We start from the raw sequence: 16,452 nt of genomic DNA on the forward strand, positions 1-16,452 counted from the left end.
TCACTGGCATTTTCGATGATGTGGCTACCCATGTACTGCTGAGTGAAATATATGCAGCAAAGATCAACAGGCCCTAGCACCAAAGAGAAATTTTCTGAGTTACAAGGTCGGCTCATTCAAAACCTGATGAAAGAGCATTTATTGACGCGTTTGGCTGACGATCATAATAAATCTCAAGTCGCTATCGATATTCTGATTAGAAATTTGTTTGAGCGTACTGCCGATGTAGGCTTTTTGGCTACTGATGATGATATCCGAGCTTTCTTGCTTCACACCGATAGGCAAGTCGAAGACATTGAAAATATTCGCCACCGTTTAGCGGAATACGTAAAAAAATATAGCGTATATGATGAGATTGTTCTTCTCGATACCCAGGGGCGGGTTAAGGCTAATTTGGATATTGATAGCTCAATTGAATTTAGCGAAGATCCGCTAATTTCAAAAACCTTGGCGTCTACAGATGACTATACAGAAACTTTTCGTTATTCAGATCTTCAGCCTCACAAGCGCAATTCATTAATTTATTCGTGTGTCATTAAGGAAAGTAACGAAAAAGATGCCAAAGCACTAGGTGTTCTTTGTCTATGCTTCAAATTTGACGATGAAATGCAGTCAATTTTTAGCAACTTACAATCTGAACGTGCCGCCAGTAGTATTATGATTTTGTCTGAAAGCAGAGAAGTCATGGCAACTAGCCATTCACAAAAGTTTAAAGTGGGTGAAAAAATACCTAACAGTGGGTCTCCTGATTTAATCACCATAAAAAATAAAAGCTATATATCTACAACGTCGGAAACTAAGGGATACCAAGGTTTTAAAGGTTTATCTTGGCAGGGTGTAGCTATGACGCCACTCAACGATGCTTTTAAGCATTCAAAAGAAACTGGAAAACCTCAAACAGACTCTTGTCAGTTACTCAATTCTCAACTCTTTTCTGATGATTTAAAGCAAATATTCAAAACGTCGATGTTAATCAATGACGATCTGAGTTTAGTGGTATTGAATGGCATTATTGCAGCAGCGCGTAATAATGCTGTTGAATTCATGCCTGTACTTTCTGAGATCAAATCGACCGGTGAGAGTATCGCGTTAATCTTTTCTGACTCTATCGATAACCTACAATCTACAGTGATAAGCGCACGGCTTGGTGACGTAAGGTTTTGCGCAAGCTTAGCAGTAGATATTATGGACAGAAATCTGTACGAGAGAGCGAACGATTGTCGCTGGTGGGCGCTTACCACTGTGTTTCGACAGTACTTGCAACTTCCCACCGTAGGGCCTGATGCTCAGCAAGAAATTTCAAATATTCTTGGTTACATTAATGACCTATACACGGTTTACACCAATTTATACGTTTATGACAAAAATGGCATTATTGTCGCGGTATCTAACAAAGACCATGCGTCAGTCATTGGAGACAAAGTCGATACACAGAGCGGCGCTATAGATGCGTTGAGTTGTACAGATTCACAAAAATATTCCGTGTCGAAATTTGTTCCTAGCGCGCAGTACGATAATAAGCACACCTACATCTACAACGCATCAATCACCAGTTTAGAACAAAACAACGTATTTGGCGGTATAGGAATTGTGTTTGACAGTGGGCCACAATTCACTGAAATGTTAAACGACTCGCTACTTAAAGATGAAAGTGGGCATACTGTAACCGGGTGTTTTGGCATGTTTTGCCAGCGTGATGGGATGATTATTTCTGCTACCGAAGGTAGCCCTCAGCAGGTGGGGGACGTTATCGAGATAGACGACACACTTTTAGGTTTAAAAAACGGCGAGAAAGACTCTCGAATTACAAATTACCAAGGTAAGAAATACGCAATTGGTATTGCCGCGTCTAAAGGGTATAGAGAGTACAAAACAACCGGTGATTATCAAAACGATGTGGTGGCGTTCATCATGATGCCAAGCTAAATAGCATTAGAACAACGCCTACACGATTGTCGCGGCATTACATTAAAAACAGGGTCGCAGTGCCTAAGAACGCAAATATACCCACCACATCAGTGATGGTGGTCAGAATTACGCTTCCTGCTAGTGCAGGGTCTATTTTCAAACGCTTCATGATGAGCGGCAAAGTAGCGCCTGCCATTGCTGCGGCTATCATGTTAACCAGCATGGCAAAGGCAATAATAATCCCTAACATGTAGTCTTGTTTCCAAAGCGCTATTACCGAAGCAATTAAGATTGCCCAAATAGCACCGTTTAAGAAGCCAATAGATATCTCTTTGCTTATTAACCAGCGGGAGTTGTTGGCATTAACGTGCCCAAGCGCCATACCGCGAATAACAAGGGTAAGGGTTTGGTTTCCGGCAACACCGCCCATGCTTGGTACTATGGTGTTCAATATGGCAAGTACGGCCAATTGGCTTAGCGTTGCTTCAAACAAGTCGCTTACCATGGCTGCCATTAGCGCGGTAACCAGGTTTACAGCCAACCAAACGGAGCGTCGTTTGGTACTTTGAAGCACAGGGGCGAAAGTATCTTCGTCATCATCTAAACCCGCCATACTCATCATGGAGTGCTCAGCGTCCTCACGAATAATATCTACCACGTCATCAATGGTAATTCGGCCGACTAAGCGGTGTTTCTCATCAACCACGGGGGCCGATAGCCAGTTATAGCGCTCGAATAAGCTCGCCACTTCATCATCTGGCATATGCACAGGAATCGCTTCAGACTCTTCATCCATCACATCAGACACTTTGGCTTCAGTCTCAGCGGTGAGTAATCGCGTTACCGGTACAATACCCACCAAATTATCGGTGCGGTTAACCACATAAAAGGTATCGGTATTTTCAGGTAATTCACCTTTGAGGCGAATATAACGAAGGACCACATCAATGGTGACATCAGGGCGAAGTGTAATGGTGTCGGTATTCATAATGAAACCGGCAGTTTCTTCGCCGTAAGACAATGCCTGTTCAGCACGTACCCTGTCTTGTGCATCCATAGAGTCTAGAATGTCCTGTAATACAGGCTCAGGCAGACTACTAAGGGTAACCGCTAAGTCATCGGTATCCATCTCTTCTAACGCGTCTACCACGTTAGCAGGCAGCATTTTGGTGATGATACCGTTACGTACGTCGTCAGAGAGTTCTTCTAAAATATCACCATGGAAATCACCATCGATAAGCTCCCACAACTCGTCACGAGTACGACTGGGGCTAGATTCTAGAATGTGTGCAACATCAGATGGGGGTAATTCAAGCAGAAGCTTACGTACAGAAACAAATTGGCCATTATTCAACGCGCCATTTAGTGCCCTTAGTTGGCTTTGTACGTATTTTGAGACCAGCGCTTCTGCCACTGCTTTCGCCTAAAAAATGGAATTTCAATAATGGTAGGATATCGCACTTGCCATGACGCTGTCATGACAAAAGCGCAGTAGGTACAGACAATTACGAGCCGTATGGTGAAATTATAGACGGCTTTTAGCAGAATTTCTCAGTCGTATTGGAAGCTGCATTATTCGTCTTCGTTGAAACGGCCTTCAATTAACGTTTCAATGGCGTTTAATGCCGCTTCGGCATCATTACCTTCAACCACAACGTTTACCTGTTCACCTTGGTGGCTTTCCAGCATCATTAAGCCCAGCACACTGTTAGCATCGGCTTTCTTATCGCCTTTCACCAACACGATTTTTGCGTCAAATTGATTGGCTAATTGAACCAACTGTGTGGCAGCGCGGGCGTGTAAGCCCAATTTATTGACTATGGTAAGTGTTTTTTCGATTGTCATTACTGATTTAACTCGCGGTGGCGAATTTGTACATCGGGATGCATTTCGCCAAAGGTTTTCGCTAACGATTGAGCAATAAATACTGAGCGGTGCTGACCGCCGGTACAACCAATCGCAATGGTGACATAACTACGGTTATTGCGTTCTAAGTGTGGCAGCCATGTAGTGATTAGGTTCTGAATTTGCCAAATAAATTTGGTTACAACAGGCTGGGAACCTAAAAATACTTCTACGGGGGCATCTAAGCCAGTTAAGTGTTTTAAATCGGGTTCCCAATGCGGGTTGGGGAGAAAGCGGGCGTCAAATACATAGTCGGCGTCTTTGGGGATACCGTGCTTAAAGCCAAACGATTCAAACACCAATACTAGGCGAGAGCTTTTCTTGCCTAGAATTCGCTCGCGAATAAGCTCTGCGAGTTGATGAATAGTGAGTTTATCCGTATCAATATACAAATCGGCGCGCTCAACAATAGGCGCAAGTAAGTCTGATTCGGCTTTTATCGATTCAGATAAAGATTTGTTGAGCTTAGCTAGCGGATGTAATCGGCGGGTTTCGCTGAAACGCTTCACCAGTACATCGTCACTCGCGTCGATGTACACAATGGTCATAGACCACGATGAGGGTAGGTAATCTAAGATCTCTACCAAGTCCGCTGGATTTTTGGGTAGGTTTCTTACATCGATACTTACCGCAACTTGGTCATATTCATCAACCACGGTATGGGTCAGAGTAGGGAGAAGGTTAACCGGAATATTATCTACGCAATAGTAACCTAAATCTTCAAGGGCACGTAGCGCAACTGATTTTCCTGAACCGGATCGACCACTGATAATAATCAGTTTCACCTGCATTTCTCCCTTTTAAAATATGGTGCAGTGCTTTTTTAGCTTAAAGCCGTAATGATGTCATCACTGGTGGAGGCCCGCCTAATGGCTTTCACCGTTTCTTTATCACTTAGCTTACCCGCCACGGTAGCGAGTGTTTGTAAGTGACCTTCTGTTTTCTCTTCTGGCACTAATAGGGCAAAGAATATATCTACGGGCTGATCGTCAAGCGCATCAAAATCGATGGCAGGGTTGCTGGTTACAATAATGGCGATAACGTGTTCTAAGCCCGGTAATCGACCGTGGGGCAGAGCAATACCATTGCCAATACCCGTACTCCCCATTCGTTCACGGGTTAGTAGACTATTTAATACACTAGCCTGATCGATGTCGGGATTATTTTTAGCAGCAATGTCGCTAATAATCTCTAGAATACGTTTTTTACTGTTACATTGAACCGCACACTCGGTGCGGTCCAAACTTACTATGGCTTGAATTTCCATACTAATATTTAGTGCTTTTTCAGCTTTTCCTTATGCTTGATAACTTGCCTGTCGAGTTTGTCGATCATGCTGTCTATCGCCGCATACATGTCTGTATTATGAGATGAAGCAAACACTTCTGCGCCGCTAAGGTGCATGGTGGCTTCGGCTTTTTGATTGAGTTTTTCGACGTTCAGGATGACATGCACATTAGATATGTGATCAAAGTGACGCTCTAGTTTGCTGAACTTAGTATCGACATAGCTACGCAAAGAATCAGTAATTTCGACATGATGACCGGTAAGGTTGATTTGCATATTTCGTCTTCCTTAAATTATCAAGGCCTTTAAATAAGGCTTTTGCGTTGGTTTGACGGCGGAATCGATAACGATTCCCGGTATTTTGCTATTGTTCGCCGGGCTACTTTAATGCCTTGTTCGGCCAACAATTGAGCAATCTTGCTATCGCTTAATGGCTTGCTGGGCGTTTCCGCTGCCACAAGCTTTTTAATTAGTGCGCGAATAGCGGTAGATGAACACTCACCACCAGATTCCGTTGCTACATGGCTAGAGAAGAAATATTTCAACTCGAAAATGCCACGAGGGGTATGCATATACTTTTGCGTGGTGACTCGTGAAATGGTGGATTCATGCATATCTACCATTTCTGCGACATCATTTAGCACCATTGGTTTCATCATTTCTGGGCCGTGCTCGAAAAAGCCCATTTGTTGCTGCACAATACAGTTTGCTACTTTCATCAAGGTGTCGTTTCTTGACTCAAGGCTTTTTATAAACCACTTGGCTTCTTGCATATGCGAGCGAATAAATTGCGAATCGCTGCTGTTTTTAGAGCGTCGGCTCATGGCAGCGTATTGTTGATTTACGCTTAATTTTGGCAAGCTGTCGGGATTAAGTTCTACTACCCAACGGCCATTCTTTTTGTTTACCGAAACATCAGGAATAACGTATTCGGGTTCTTTAGTAATTAATGCACTGCCAGGACGAGGATTCAACGTTTGCAATAAGCGCATGGCTTCGCGAAGTTGATCTTCTTTCAAACGACTCTTGCGCATTAACGTACGGTAATCTTTGCTGCTCAGCAGGTCTGAGTACTCATTAATAAGCTGTCTGGCTTCGGTAAGCCATGGCGTATCGTCTGAGAACTGGCGAAGCTGCACGAGCAAACATTCTTGCGGTGTACGTGAACCTGAACCAATAGGGTCGAACATTTGAATACGTTTTAGTACACATTCAACTTCGTCCATTTCTACCAACTCTTCAACATCGTCAGAGTTTACCGATTCTAAAATCTGTTCAATGGGTACGTTAAGGTAACCAGATTCATCAATTGAGTCGATAATGGCGGTAGCAATGGCGCGGTCTGTATCTGAAAACGGGGTTAAGCGCATCTGCCAAAGCAAATGGTCTTGAATATTGTCGGTGGTTTCACCCTGAAACAATTGGTCGTCATCATTATTCGATGGGCCAGGAGCGGGGGCAGAAGAGGCCGAGTAATACTCATCCCATGTGCTGTCGATTGGCAACTCGTCGGGAAGATCGTTCTTTTCAAGCGCGTCACCAGCTTCTAATGAATCGCTAGAAGCAGTAGGAGCAGCTTCTACAGAAGGGTCGTCGCCGTCCATGTTGTTTTTCTCAACAGGGTGGTCATCACCGCCTTCTTCAACTTCTAAAAGAGGGTTTGAGTCAAGTGCTTCCTGAATCTCTTGTTGCAGGTCGAGCGTAGACAACTGCAGCAGCTTGATTGCCTGCTGCAACTGCGGTGTCATGGTAAGTTGTTGACTGAACTTTAGCTGTAAAGATGGTTTCATCTACGTCTTATTTTTAAACTCTTGTTGTGAATATACCCGTGCTTAAAACTGAAAATGACAATTCGGTTACAGTAACTATAGCCTGAATTGTTCTCCTAGGTATACATCCCTTACTTTCTGATTACTTAAAACTTGTTCTGCCGTCCCTTGCGCGATGAGTTCGCCTTGGCTCACAATATACGCTTTCTCACACACATCCAGTGTTTCTCTTACGTTGTGATCGGTGATGAGGATTCCAATTCCTCTGTCACGAAGATGTTGAATGATCTTCTTTATATCATTAACCGATATAGGATCAACACCAGCAAATGGCTCATCAAGCAAAATAAATTGCGGATCGGCTGCTAATGCTCGTGCGATTTCTACTCGGCGGCGTTCACCACCGGATAAACTCATACCCGTACTATTACGTATATGGTTGATATTAAATTCATCAAGTAGCGCATCGGCTTCTTGTTCTTGTTCTGATGAACTTAACCCTTTACGGGTTTGCAAGATAGCCATGATGTTCTCAAACACCGTCAATTTTCTAAAAATAGAGGCTTCTTGCGGCAAATACCCAATACCGCGGCGAGCACGTTCGTGCATGGGCTCGTGGGTTAATTCGCTGTCATCAATACTGATTTTGCCCTTATCTAGAGGAACTAAGCCAACAATCATGTAGAAGGTAGTCGTTTTACCGGCACCATTCGGGCCGAGTAATCCAACGATTTGCCCCGTCGATACTGATAAGCTTACATCGCGAACCACTTGACGTGCTTTATACGCCTTTGCAAGGCTCTGTGCGCTCAACGTTGCCATGATTAATTGTCGTCCGCCTTATCGTCTTCGTTATTCGATGACGCTTTACGTATTGCCTCAGGGGTAAATACGGTAGTGACTCTGCCACCTTCGCCGTCTTCGCCGCCTGTTGCAAGTAATTGTTCAGTGACCATGTCGAAGGTAATCTTATCACCTTGTACTTTACTGGTGTCTTGCTGTAGCTCAGCATTTCCTTGTAAAGAAATAGTTCGATTTACTACTTCATAGCGAATTTCGTTGGCCTTCGCTGTGACAGGAGCACCGTCTTCAAGTTTTTGCGAATAGCTGGCTGGTTTGCCGCGAGCCACGAATATCTCTCGTCCATCACCTTCGCTGGCAATCACTTCAACTTCATCGGCATTTATCACCAAAGAACCTTGAGTAATCCGTACATCATCTTTAAACAATGAGGTTTTGTTTTTACCGTCAACAAATTGCGATTTCGAGTCAACTTTAATCGGTTTATTAAAGTCGCTTTCAGCCGCTATAGCCGCAGTAGCAAATAGGCTAACAGCGAGGCTAGTCGCTAATGCTTTAGTGGCTAGGCGAATAAATGGTTTGTACATGGTCTATTAACTCGTATTCCTGGGTACGCAAATTAGCGTTAAACCCATTGCTGTTAATCACATATTGTAAGCCACGTATTTCCACGGGCTGATCAGATGTCATTTGCTTAGTGTACAGGTTTATCTCTATAAACGCTGTGCGTATTGTTCTTACAAAGTCATCGACACTTTGGTTTTCAATAACGACATTATTTTCTAGCTGTATCAATTCGTTATTATACAAAGTGCCTTCTGTCGCGGTAACTTCCCACGGTGACTGTGCATCGTCGGTATACAATGTATATCTGGGCTTTTGGAATAAAACAAAGCCCAATTGGTCGTAATGTTCCATCGACGCTGCAAATACTTTGTGATTTAGCTGTCCTTCTTGATTGTATAAGGTGGTCGTTAGGTTTTTGGCTTTATATGCAGGCTTTAATGCGTCCGGCCCTTGATCAGATTGCTGAGCAGGGTCTTCGTCCATCCAAATAGGGATATACAGGGCGGATGCCAATATAAATAACACCGAAATACTTAAGCCTAATCGATCAAAACCTAATACCTTCATACGCTAGCACCTTGAATTCCGTGTAGCTTGTCGTTTGCTTGAAGCAAGGTGTCACATATTTCGCGAACGGCCCCGAAGCCGCTGGGCAACGTGGTGATCCAATTCGCTTGCTGTGCAACCGCAGGGTGGGCGTCTTTTACCGCAATTTTTACATTAGCGTGAGGATACATGCCCGTATCAGGCATATCGTCACCTACTACCGCCACATGCTCGGGCTTAAGTGATAAGCGAGCCATCAGTTCAGCAAGGGCGTCAGATTTATTTTCTTCACCCTGCACAATGTGTGCGACATTCAGTGCTTTCATTCTATTTTCGACAATGGCAGAACGCCTGCCCGTAATAACCGCCACTGCCACACCTGAATTCACAAGCGCTTTAACACCATAGCCATCACGGGTATGAAATGCTTTTAACTCTTCGCCAGCATTACCAAGGTAAATACGGCCATCTGAAAACACACCGTCTACATCACAAACTAATAATCGAACTTGTTTTAACGAGGAATACAACGCCGTTGGCATAGCGGTATAAAGTGTATTTACGGCTGTTTGGGTGTCGTTCATTATAAAACTCCCGCTTTAAGTAGCATGTGCATATTGAATGCGCCCACAGGCTTGCGGGCATCATCCGTTACCATAAGCGCACTTATCTTATGAGTTTCCATTACATTTAGCGCTTCTACGGCGAGTTGTTCAGGCATGGTTGTTTTACCGCCTTTGGTCATCACCTGCGTAACCGTGGCGGTATGCAAGTCTATGCGGGCATCTAAAATACGACGTAAATCACCATCGGTGAAAATTCCGACTAAAACACCATCGCTATCGATAACCCCGGTCATACCCAGCCCCTTTTTGGATATCTCCAATAGTGCTTCTGCAACCAGGGCGTTTTCGTCTACCAAGGGTAATTCGCTACCTGTGAGCATGATGTCACTCACTTTCAGCAGTAATTTTCTGCCTAAGCTGCCACCCGGGTGGGAAAGCGCAAAGTCGTCAGAGGTAAAACCTTTGCGATCTAGTAGGGCTACGGCAAGGGCGTCACCCATTACCAAGGTAGCGGTGGTGCTAGAGGTAGGTGCTAACCCTAAAGAACACGCTTCCTTTTCTACACTAATATTCAATACCACGTCTGCGTGCTGTCCTAACGAACTAGTTACGCTGTTGGTCATTGCTATAACAGGTACATTTAATCGCTTCACAATGGGCAGTAAATTAACTAGCTCTGCGGTTTCACCAGAATTAGAAATAGCGAGTAGCACATCACCTTTGCTTAGCATGCCTAAGTCGCCATGGTTGGCTTCGCCTGGGTGCATGAAAAACGACGGCGTTCCGGTACTGGCAAGTGTTGCAGCAATCTTGTGGCCAATATGCCCTGATTTACCCATTCCGCACACGACAACTTTACCCACACAGTTTTGTAATAAATTACATGCGGTAACAAAATCATCGTTCATACGCGATGAAAGCGCTGAAATTGCCTGCGCTTCAATCTCTATAACGCGCTTGGCTGAAGTGATGAAGCTATTTTCTTGTGACATTACGCAAAAAGCCAAAATTGATAACCAATAAAGCAAGCAATCAATAAGCCGCCATTTCTTCGGCTTATTCGTCGATTGCCCATTAAGGTGAAACTAAACAAAAATAGCAATAGGGTTAGCCCGAGCACAACGAACATATCGCGGTTATACACATCAGGGTCTAATGTGCCAGGCGCTATTAGGCCAGGCATGCCTAGTACAGCTAGCAAGTTAAAAATATTAGAACCAATAATATTGCCTAACGCTAGGTCATCTTCCCCTTTAAGCACACCAGCAATACTGGCAGCCAGTTCGGGCAAACTTGTGCCCAACGCAATAATGGTCAAGCCGATAACTAAATCTGACATACCTAGGTATTGGGCTATTTCTACCGCTGAACCCACTAAGAAGTGTGCACTTAACGGTAACAGTATTAGACCAACGACAATCCAGAAAACAGCGGAAGAGGTGGGTACATCGTTAGGAATTTCATCTGTCGTCTCACTTACTAATGGGTCTTCTTTATCTACTTTCATAGATAGCCAGCCCATTAGACCCAAAACAATCACGAAGAGGCTAATAAGGATGATGCCTTCAAGGTGAGTCAGTTCTCCATCGAAAAGAAAAGCAACAGCGATGACGGTAATAACAAGCAGAGCAGGGAGTTCACGCTTTAACGTAGAGGACGCAACAAGAAGCGGTTTGACTAGTGCAGTAATACCAAGCACAAGGGCAATATTAGTAATATTTGAGCCTAATGCGTTACCTACGGCCGTATTCATATTACCGTTAATAGATGCCGCGGCTGACACCACAATTTCAGGTGCAGACGACCCCATTGCGACAATGGTTAAGCCTATCATCATGGGCGCCATACCAATATTCTTGGCGAACGCTGATGCACCGTAAACAAAACGGTCTGCACTCCAGCTAAGTACAATCAGTCCAACTAAAAAAATGACTACGTTTAAAAGCACAACAACCAGCATAGTTAGGAATTTCACAAGATTGTCGCAAAAACAATGCCATTTGCCTATGGGAACTATCGCTTATTTTAGCAAAGGTGGTATTAAGTGCCCCTTTGATCGTGGTTACTGATTGAAAATCATTCGAATTTTCTAAATTCGAATAAATCGAACATAACTTGTAACGTTTTGCTTTTGTGCCGCGCTTGAAAAAGCGTACAATGTCACTAAATTACACTGCTCAGTAAACTTTATCGATTTAACGTACTCAAAGGCATAGAACTTGCCTTGGCTTTAGCTGTTATGTAAAGCCGTTATGGAAAACAGTTTAGCGTTAAAGGCGACTTAAGTAGCTTAAACCTTACATCTATAGGAAGTGAGTGATGTGCATCATTACTTGCTTTGCTGGTATCACTTATTATTCAAGGGTCGATAAATAAAATCGCTATGGACCATTTAGTCGAGATAGACAACCTAACCTTTCGACGCGCAGACCGTGTTATTTATGACGGTATTACGCTGAGCATTCCGAAAGGAAAAATTACGGCCGTTATGGGCCCCAGCGGTATAGGGAAGACCACCTTACTGCGCCTTATTGGCGGGCAATTAACACCAGATGAAGGTGATATACAGTTTGATGGCGACTCTGTTGTCGCTATGAGCCGTAAAGAGCTTTATCAAGCACGTCGTCGAATGAGCATGCTTTTTCAAAGCGGTGCTTTGTTCACAGACATGACCGTTTTTGACAATGTGGCGTTTCCGCTGCGTGAACACACCAAGTTATCGGAAGATCTTATCGCCACAACTGTCGCATTAAAGCTACAGGCTGTAGGCCTAAGAGGCGCAGCGCAACTCATGCCAAGCGAACTTTCTGGCGGTATGGCACGTCGTGCAGCATTAGCCAGAGCTATTGCGTTAGACCCAGACCTTATTATGTACGATGAACCTTTTGCCGGCCAAGATCCGATTTCAATGGGTGTACTGGTTAAATTAATCAGAGGGCTTAATGACGCACTAAACTTAACCAGCGTAGTGGTAACCCACGACGTGACTGAAGTGCTCACTATTGCCGATTATATTTATATTTTGGCAGACAAACGGGTAATTGGTGAAGGAACCGCGCAGCAAATTAGAGAAAGCGACTCAGAGCTGGTTCAGCAGTTCCTAAAAGGTAAAGCCGATGGCCCTGTGCCGTTTCATTACCCTGCTCCGGATATAGAAAATACCTTTTTCGGAGGGGATAAATGAAGTTCTTCCAATCGATAGGCGCTAAAACCATTGGCAAGTTAACTGCCATTGGCCGTGCTACCTACATGTTAATGGGAGCGCTACTTGCCCTTCCTAGATTAAAAAACATTCCGCTTACCATTAAACAGGTTCATGTGGTGGGCGTTCAGTCTTTGTTAATTATTATCGTGTCAGGATTGTTTATTGGCATGGTAATGGCGTTGCAGGGCTATACTATTTTAGTTGATTACGGCGCTGAAGGTAGCTTAGGCCCTATGGTGGCGTTATCGCTGCTTCGTGAGCTTGGTCCTGTAGTTACCGCATTATTGTTTGCTGGTAGAGCTGGTTCTGCACTAACTGCGGAAATTGGCTTAATGAAGGCAACTGAACAAATTAGCAGTTTAGAGATGATGGCGGTTGACCCGCTAAGACGTATTGTCGCGCCGCGCTTTTGGGCGGGCATCATTTCAATGCCAATGCTAGCGCTGATATTCAGTGCGGTCGGTATTTTAGGCGGTCACCTAGTGGGCGTTGATTGGTTGGGTGTAGATGTTGGCAGTTATTGGTCAATTATGCAGTCTACGGTGGAATGGGGCGAAGATGTGGTAAACGGCATCATTAAAAGCCTTGTTTTTGCCTTGGTTGTCACCTGGATAGCCATATTTAAAGGTTACGATTCTATTCCTACATCGGAAGGGATCAGCAAAGCTACTACAGAAACTGTAGTGTATTCTTCATTAGCAGTATTAGGGCTGGACTTCGTGCTTACCGCCCTTATGTTTGGCATTGAGTAGGGTTGAGTCATGAATAAATATAAATCTGAAGTATTGGTTGGCATGTTCGTTGTATTAACCATTGGTGCAGTTATGTTGCTGGCACTAAAAGTGGCTAATCAATCGGTAGGCGGCGATGGTGATACCTACACCCTATACGCTAAATTCGACAACATCGGTGGTTTGAAAGCACGGTCATCTGTAAAGGTCGGGGGTGTGAACGTTGGTCGAGTTTCTTCCATCACACTTGATCAAGAAGACTTCACGCCCGTAGTAGAGTTATTGATTTTGAAAAGCTACGACGGCTTTCCAGAAACCAGCTCAGTTTCAATCCTGACTTCTGGCCTGCTGGGTGAGCAATACGTTGGCTTCCAGCCAGGTTTCTCGTTTGACGGGGTAGCAAATCTTAAAGACGGCGATTATTTGCAAGATACGAAGTCGGCATTGGTATTAGAAGATTTGATAGGGCAATTCTTATTTAGTCGCGGTAGTGACGAAGAATAAGAATACGAAGGTTAATTAGAATTAATAAAGACCTGATGAAACCAAAAAGGGAATTGTCAGGTCTGTTGTAATAAGAATTTAGTTTCAGGAGATAGGCATTGAAAAAGTTAATGGTAATAATGAGTGTGTTGATGTTCTCTTTAGTGGGAATGGCGCAAGCTCAAGAAATCAACGAGCAAAACCCGTATGAATTGGTTAAAGGCGTTGCTTCTAAAACCTTCGATAGAATTAAAGCGAACCAAGAAGCGGTTAAAGCTGATCCTGAAATGTTGCGCACCATTATGGAAGAAGAGCTAGTCCCTCATATCGACTATAAATTTGCTGCTTTCATGGTATTGGGCAAGCACTTTAAATCGGTTCCACAAGAAAAAATGGGTGAATACATTACCGTATTCAGACAATATCTTATTACGTCTTACGCGGTAGCTATGGGCTACTACGACAACCAAACGGTTCAGTTTGAGCCTGAGTCATCGTTTGATGATAAAAAATCAGTAACGGTTCGCGCCGTAGTACAAGATCCTAAGCGCCCAGAAATCAAAATTGCGTTTAAAGTACGTAGAGACTCAAAAACAAATGAGTGGAAAGCATACGACATGGTAGCTGAAGGTATCAGCATGCTAAATAGTAAGCGCAGCGAGTTTGAATCTATCCTTCGTCAAGACGGTATTGATGCAGTGATTGCGCTAATGAGAGATAAGATTGGTAAGCCTGTTGAGCTAAACCAAGATGAGCCTATCGATTTTGACGGAGAGAGTGCGTGAGCCTTTTTCAGGTTAACGATAACGCCCAAGTCAGCGTGCACGGTCATTTAGATCGTGACACTCTGTCTAAAAATTTTTTTGAAAGTTTAACCTCATCGCAAAGCGCTATATTGGCTAAAGCCGGCACGTGTTGTATAGATTTGGGCGATGTTGAGCGAGTAGACAGTGCTGGATTAGCTTGGATATTAAACGCAATTAGGGATGGAAAGCGTGAGGGGATTAATGTTAGCTTGCGTGAACTCCCAGAAAAATTACGTAAACTGGCTAAAATAAGCGACGTTGATGGCTTTTTACCAGTAGAATGATCCTAATTAGCTAGGTAAAGAACAAGCAGGTAAAGAAGTAAGTTATGGAATTGTCCGAAATTGAAAAAATTCTCACCGACGCCCTAGAGCTTCATGAAGTTCATGTAAAAGGCGAAGGTTCTCATTTCAACATTATCGCGGTAGGCGATATTTTTAATGAAATGAGCCGCGTTAAACGCCAGCAGGCTGTTTATGCACCTTTATCAGATAAGATTGCAGATGGGTCTATGCATGCCATTACCATCAAAACCTTTTCAGTAAAAGACTGGGAGCGTGAGCGCCAGTTTCACATTCCTCAGTAAGCAGGTCTTTTTTCGTGGATAAACTTGTTATAAAGAAAGGCCCTGCACTACAGGGAACCGTGCGTATTTCCGGTGCTAAGAATGCTGCGTTACCACTACTAATGACCAGTTTGCTTAGCGACCAGCCATGTCGTTATACCAACGTGCCTCGACTGCGTGATATTAATACCACAGTAGCACTACTACGAGAGCTAGGCGTTGAAGTAGCACAACCTGCTGCGAATGACGTGGTGTTAGACTCAAGTACGCTGCAAAGCATTACAGCTTCATATGAATTAGTGCGTACCATGCGTGCCTCTATTTTGGTGTTAGGCCCTTTGCTTGCAAAGCAAGGTAAAGCAAACGTATCACTTCCTGGCGGCTGCGCGATAGGTGCACGCCCTGTTAATCTTCATTTGACTGGCCTTGAAAAGATGGGCGCTAAAATTGAAGTAGACGAAGGGTATATTCGCGCTGAAGTCGATGGCCGTTTAAAAGGTGCTCGCATCTTCATGGACATGGTGAGCGTTGGTGCTACTGAAAACCTAATGATGGCAGCGGCGCTGGCAGATGGCACAACCGTGCTAGAAAATGCCGCACGTGAGCCTGAGATTGTCGATTTAGCTAACTGTCTTATTCAGATGGGCGCGGTTATTTCTGGCGCAGGTACTGATAAAATTACGATTGAAGGGGTAGAAACCCTAAATGGTTGTGATTATCGTGTACTGCCAGATCGTATTGAAACTGGTACTTTCTTAGTTGCTGCTGCGGTAACTGGCGGAAAAATTCGTTGTACTCACGCTGCACCGGAAACGTTAGAAGCTGTTATCGATAAGCTTGAACAAGCCGGTGCGGTTATCACTTTAGGTGAAGACTGGATTGAGCTAGACATGCAAGGCAAGCAACCTAAAGCGGTTCGCGTTAAAACCGCACCACACCCTGCATTTCCCACCGACATGCAAGCCCAGTTCGTTACATTAAACTGCGTTGCGGAAGGCACAGGTGTTATTACCGAAACGATATTTGAAAACCGTTTTATGCACGTGCCAGAGCTACAACGCATGGGCGCTGAAATTGCCCTTGAAGGTAACTCTGCGGTATCTAAAGGGAGTTCTGCGCTTAAGGGCGCACCTGTAATGGCAACCGATTTACGTGCATCTGCAAGCTTAGTGATTGCTGGGCTTATTGCCGATGGCGAAACCCATGTAAACCGTATCTATCACTTAGATCGCGGTTATGAAGCCATTGAAGAGAAGCTAGGTGCACTTGGCGCCAACATCGAGCGTGTAAAAGAATGAAGCGCTAATTAACGG

Annotated in this window: 20 protein-coding genes; 8 read left to right on the forward strand and 12 right to left on the reverse strand. The window is 44.1% G+C overall.

Annotated features, from left to right (window positions below; genetic code table 11):
- The first annotated feature begins 51 nt into the window (after positions 1-51).
- Entirely contained in the window at positions 52-1,926 is a 1,875-nt protein-coding gene (locus J5X92_RS17805) for a cache domain-containing protein (protein ID WP_208806226.1), read from the forward strand.
- Between the two features lie 37 nt (positions 1,927-1,963).
- Here the strand turns inward: J5X92_RS17805 and mgtE are convergent, their stop codons facing one another.
- The 12 genes from mgtE to J5X92_RS17865 form a co-directional block, all read right to left on the reverse strand.
- Positions 1,964-3,322 (reverse strand): magnesium transporter, encoded by a 1,359-nt coding sequence (gene mgtE, locus J5X92_RS17810; protein ID WP_013785365.1) that lies wholly within the window; start codon positions 3,320-3,322, stop codon positions 1,964-1,966.
- 158 nt (positions 3,323-3,480) lie between these two features.
- Complete coding sequence (locus J5X92_RS17815) at positions 3,481-3,753, reverse strand: HPr family phosphocarrier protein (protein WP_013785364.1); 273 nt, start codon at positions 3,751-3,753, stop codon at positions 3,481-3,483.
- Entirely contained in the window at positions 3,753-4,598 is an 846-nt protein-coding gene (gene rapZ / locus J5X92_RS17820; protein WP_041453031.1) for an RNase adapter RapZ, read from the reverse strand. The genes J5X92_RS17815 and rapZ overlap by 1 nt, the downstream gene beginning before the upstream one ends.
- Positions 4,599-4,636: 38 nt before the next feature.
- Positions 4,637-5,080: a PTS IIA-like nitrogen regulatory protein PtsN gene (gene ptsN / locus J5X92_RS17825; protein ID WP_013785362.1), complete on the reverse strand. Its 444-nt coding sequence runs from the start codon at positions 5,078-5,080 to the stop codon at positions 4,637-4,639.
- Between the two features lie 8 nt (positions 5,081-5,088).
- Complete coding sequence (hpf, locus tag J5X92_RS17830; protein ID WP_013785361.1) at positions 5,089-5,376, reverse strand: ribosome hibernation promoting factor; 288 nt, start codon at positions 5,374-5,376, stop codon at positions 5,089-5,091.
- A 29-nt stretch (positions 5,377-5,405) separates the two neighbouring features.
- Positions 5,406-6,890 carry an RNA polymerase factor sigma-54 gene (locus tag J5X92_RS17835; RefSeq protein WP_013785360.1) on the reverse strand — a complete coding sequence of 495 codons (1,485 nt, stop codon included), beginning with the start codon at positions 6,888-6,890 and terminating at the stop codon, positions 5,406-5,408.
- 75 nt (positions 6,891-6,965) lie between these two features.
- Entirely contained in the window at positions 6,966-7,691 is a 726-nt protein-coding gene (gene lptB, locus J5X92_RS17840) for an LPS export ABC transporter ATP-binding protein (RefSeq protein WP_013785359.1), read from the reverse strand.
- Positions 7,692-7,693: 2 nt separating this feature from the next.
- A complete protein-coding gene (lptA, locus tag J5X92_RS17845; RefSeq protein ID WP_013785358.1) occupies positions 7,694-8,257 on the reverse strand; it encodes a lipopolysaccharide transport periplasmic protein LptA in 564 nt (187 codons plus the stop codon).
- Complete coding sequence (gene lptC / locus J5X92_RS17850; RefSeq protein WP_013785357.1) at positions 8,226-8,804, reverse strand: LPS export ABC transporter periplasmic protein LptC; 579 nt, start codon at positions 8,802-8,804, stop codon at positions 8,226-8,228. Before lptC ends, lptA begins: the two co-directional genes overlap by 32 nt.
- A complete protein-coding gene (kdsC, locus tag J5X92_RS17855; RefSeq protein WP_208806227.1) occupies positions 8,801-9,367 on the reverse strand; it encodes a 3-deoxy-manno-octulosonate-8-phosphatase KdsC in 567 nt (188 codons plus the stop codon). Before kdsC ends, lptC begins: the two co-directional genes overlap by 4 nt.
- Positions 9,367-10,341 (reverse strand): KpsF/GutQ family sugar-phosphate isomerase, encoded by a 975-nt coding sequence (locus J5X92_RS17860; protein ID WP_013785355.1) that lies wholly within the window; start codon positions 10,339-10,341, stop codon positions 9,367-9,369. Before J5X92_RS17860 ends, kdsC begins: the two co-directional genes overlap by 1 nt.
- The gene (locus J5X92_RS17865; protein WP_129740554.1) at positions 10,341-11,297 is read right to left on the reverse strand and encodes a calcium/sodium antiporter; all 957 of its coding nucleotides are present in this window, start codon (positions 11,295-11,297) and stop codon (positions 10,341-10,343) included. Before J5X92_RS17865 ends, J5X92_RS17860 begins: the two co-directional genes overlap by 1 nt.
- Positions 11,298-11,732: 435 nt before the next feature.
- Here J5X92_RS17865 and mlaF point away from each other — a divergent pair, with 435 nt between their 5' ends.
- From mlaF to murA, 7 genes are all read left to right on the forward strand, one after another.
- The gene (gene mlaF, locus J5X92_RS17870; RefSeq protein ID WP_126872501.1) at positions 11,733-12,533 is read left to right on the forward strand and encodes a phospholipid ABC transporter ATP-binding protein MlaF; all 801 of its coding nucleotides are present in this window, start codon (positions 11,733-11,735) and stop codon (positions 12,531-12,533) included.
- Positions 12,530-13,306 (forward strand): lipid asymmetry maintenance ABC transporter permease subunit MlaE, encoded by a 777-nt coding sequence (mlaE, locus tag J5X92_RS17875; protein WP_013785352.1) that lies wholly within the window; start codon positions 12,530-12,532, stop codon positions 13,304-13,306. The genes mlaF and mlaE overlap by 4 nt, the downstream gene beginning before the upstream one ends.
- 9 nt (positions 13,307-13,315) lie before the next feature.
- Positions 13,316-13,789 carry an outer membrane lipid asymmetry maintenance protein MlaD gene (gene mlaD, locus J5X92_RS17880; RefSeq protein WP_208806228.1) on the forward strand — a complete coding sequence of 158 codons (474 nt, stop codon included), beginning with the start codon at positions 13,316-13,318 and terminating at the stop codon, positions 13,787-13,789.
- Positions 13,790-13,887: 98 nt separating this feature from the next.
- Positions 13,888-14,553 carry an ABC transporter substrate-binding protein gene (locus J5X92_RS17885; RefSeq protein ID WP_126872502.1) on the forward strand — a complete coding sequence of 222 codons (666 nt, stop codon included), beginning with the start codon at positions 13,888-13,890 and terminating at the stop codon, positions 14,551-14,553.
- Positions 14,550-14,858, forward strand: a complete 309-nt coding sequence (locus tag J5X92_RS17890; RefSeq protein WP_126872503.1) for an STAS domain-containing protein — start codon at positions 14,550-14,552, stop codon at positions 14,856-14,858. The genes J5X92_RS17885 and J5X92_RS17890 overlap by 4 nt, the downstream gene beginning before the upstream one ends.
- Before the next feature lie 44 nt (positions 14,859-14,902).
- Positions 14,903-15,160: a BolA family protein gene (locus J5X92_RS17895; protein WP_126872504.1), complete on the forward strand. Its 258-nt coding sequence runs from the start codon at positions 14,903-14,905 to the stop codon at positions 15,158-15,160.
- A 14-nt stretch (positions 15,161-15,174) separates the two neighbouring features.
- Positions 15,175-16,437: a UDP-N-acetylglucosamine 1-carboxyvinyltransferase gene (murA, locus tag J5X92_RS17900; RefSeq protein WP_013785347.1), complete on the forward strand. Its 1,263-nt coding sequence runs from the start codon at positions 15,175-15,177 to the stop codon at positions 16,435-16,437.
- Positions 16,438-16,452 lie beyond the last annotated feature (15 nt).

Origin of the sequence: Alteromonas sp. K632G, assembly GCF_017653625.1 — a bacterium.
In the GTDB taxonomy this organism is placed as follows: Bacteria; Pseudomonadota; Gammaproteobacteria; order Enterobacterales; family Alteromonadaceae; genus Alteromonas; species Alteromonas naphthalenivorans.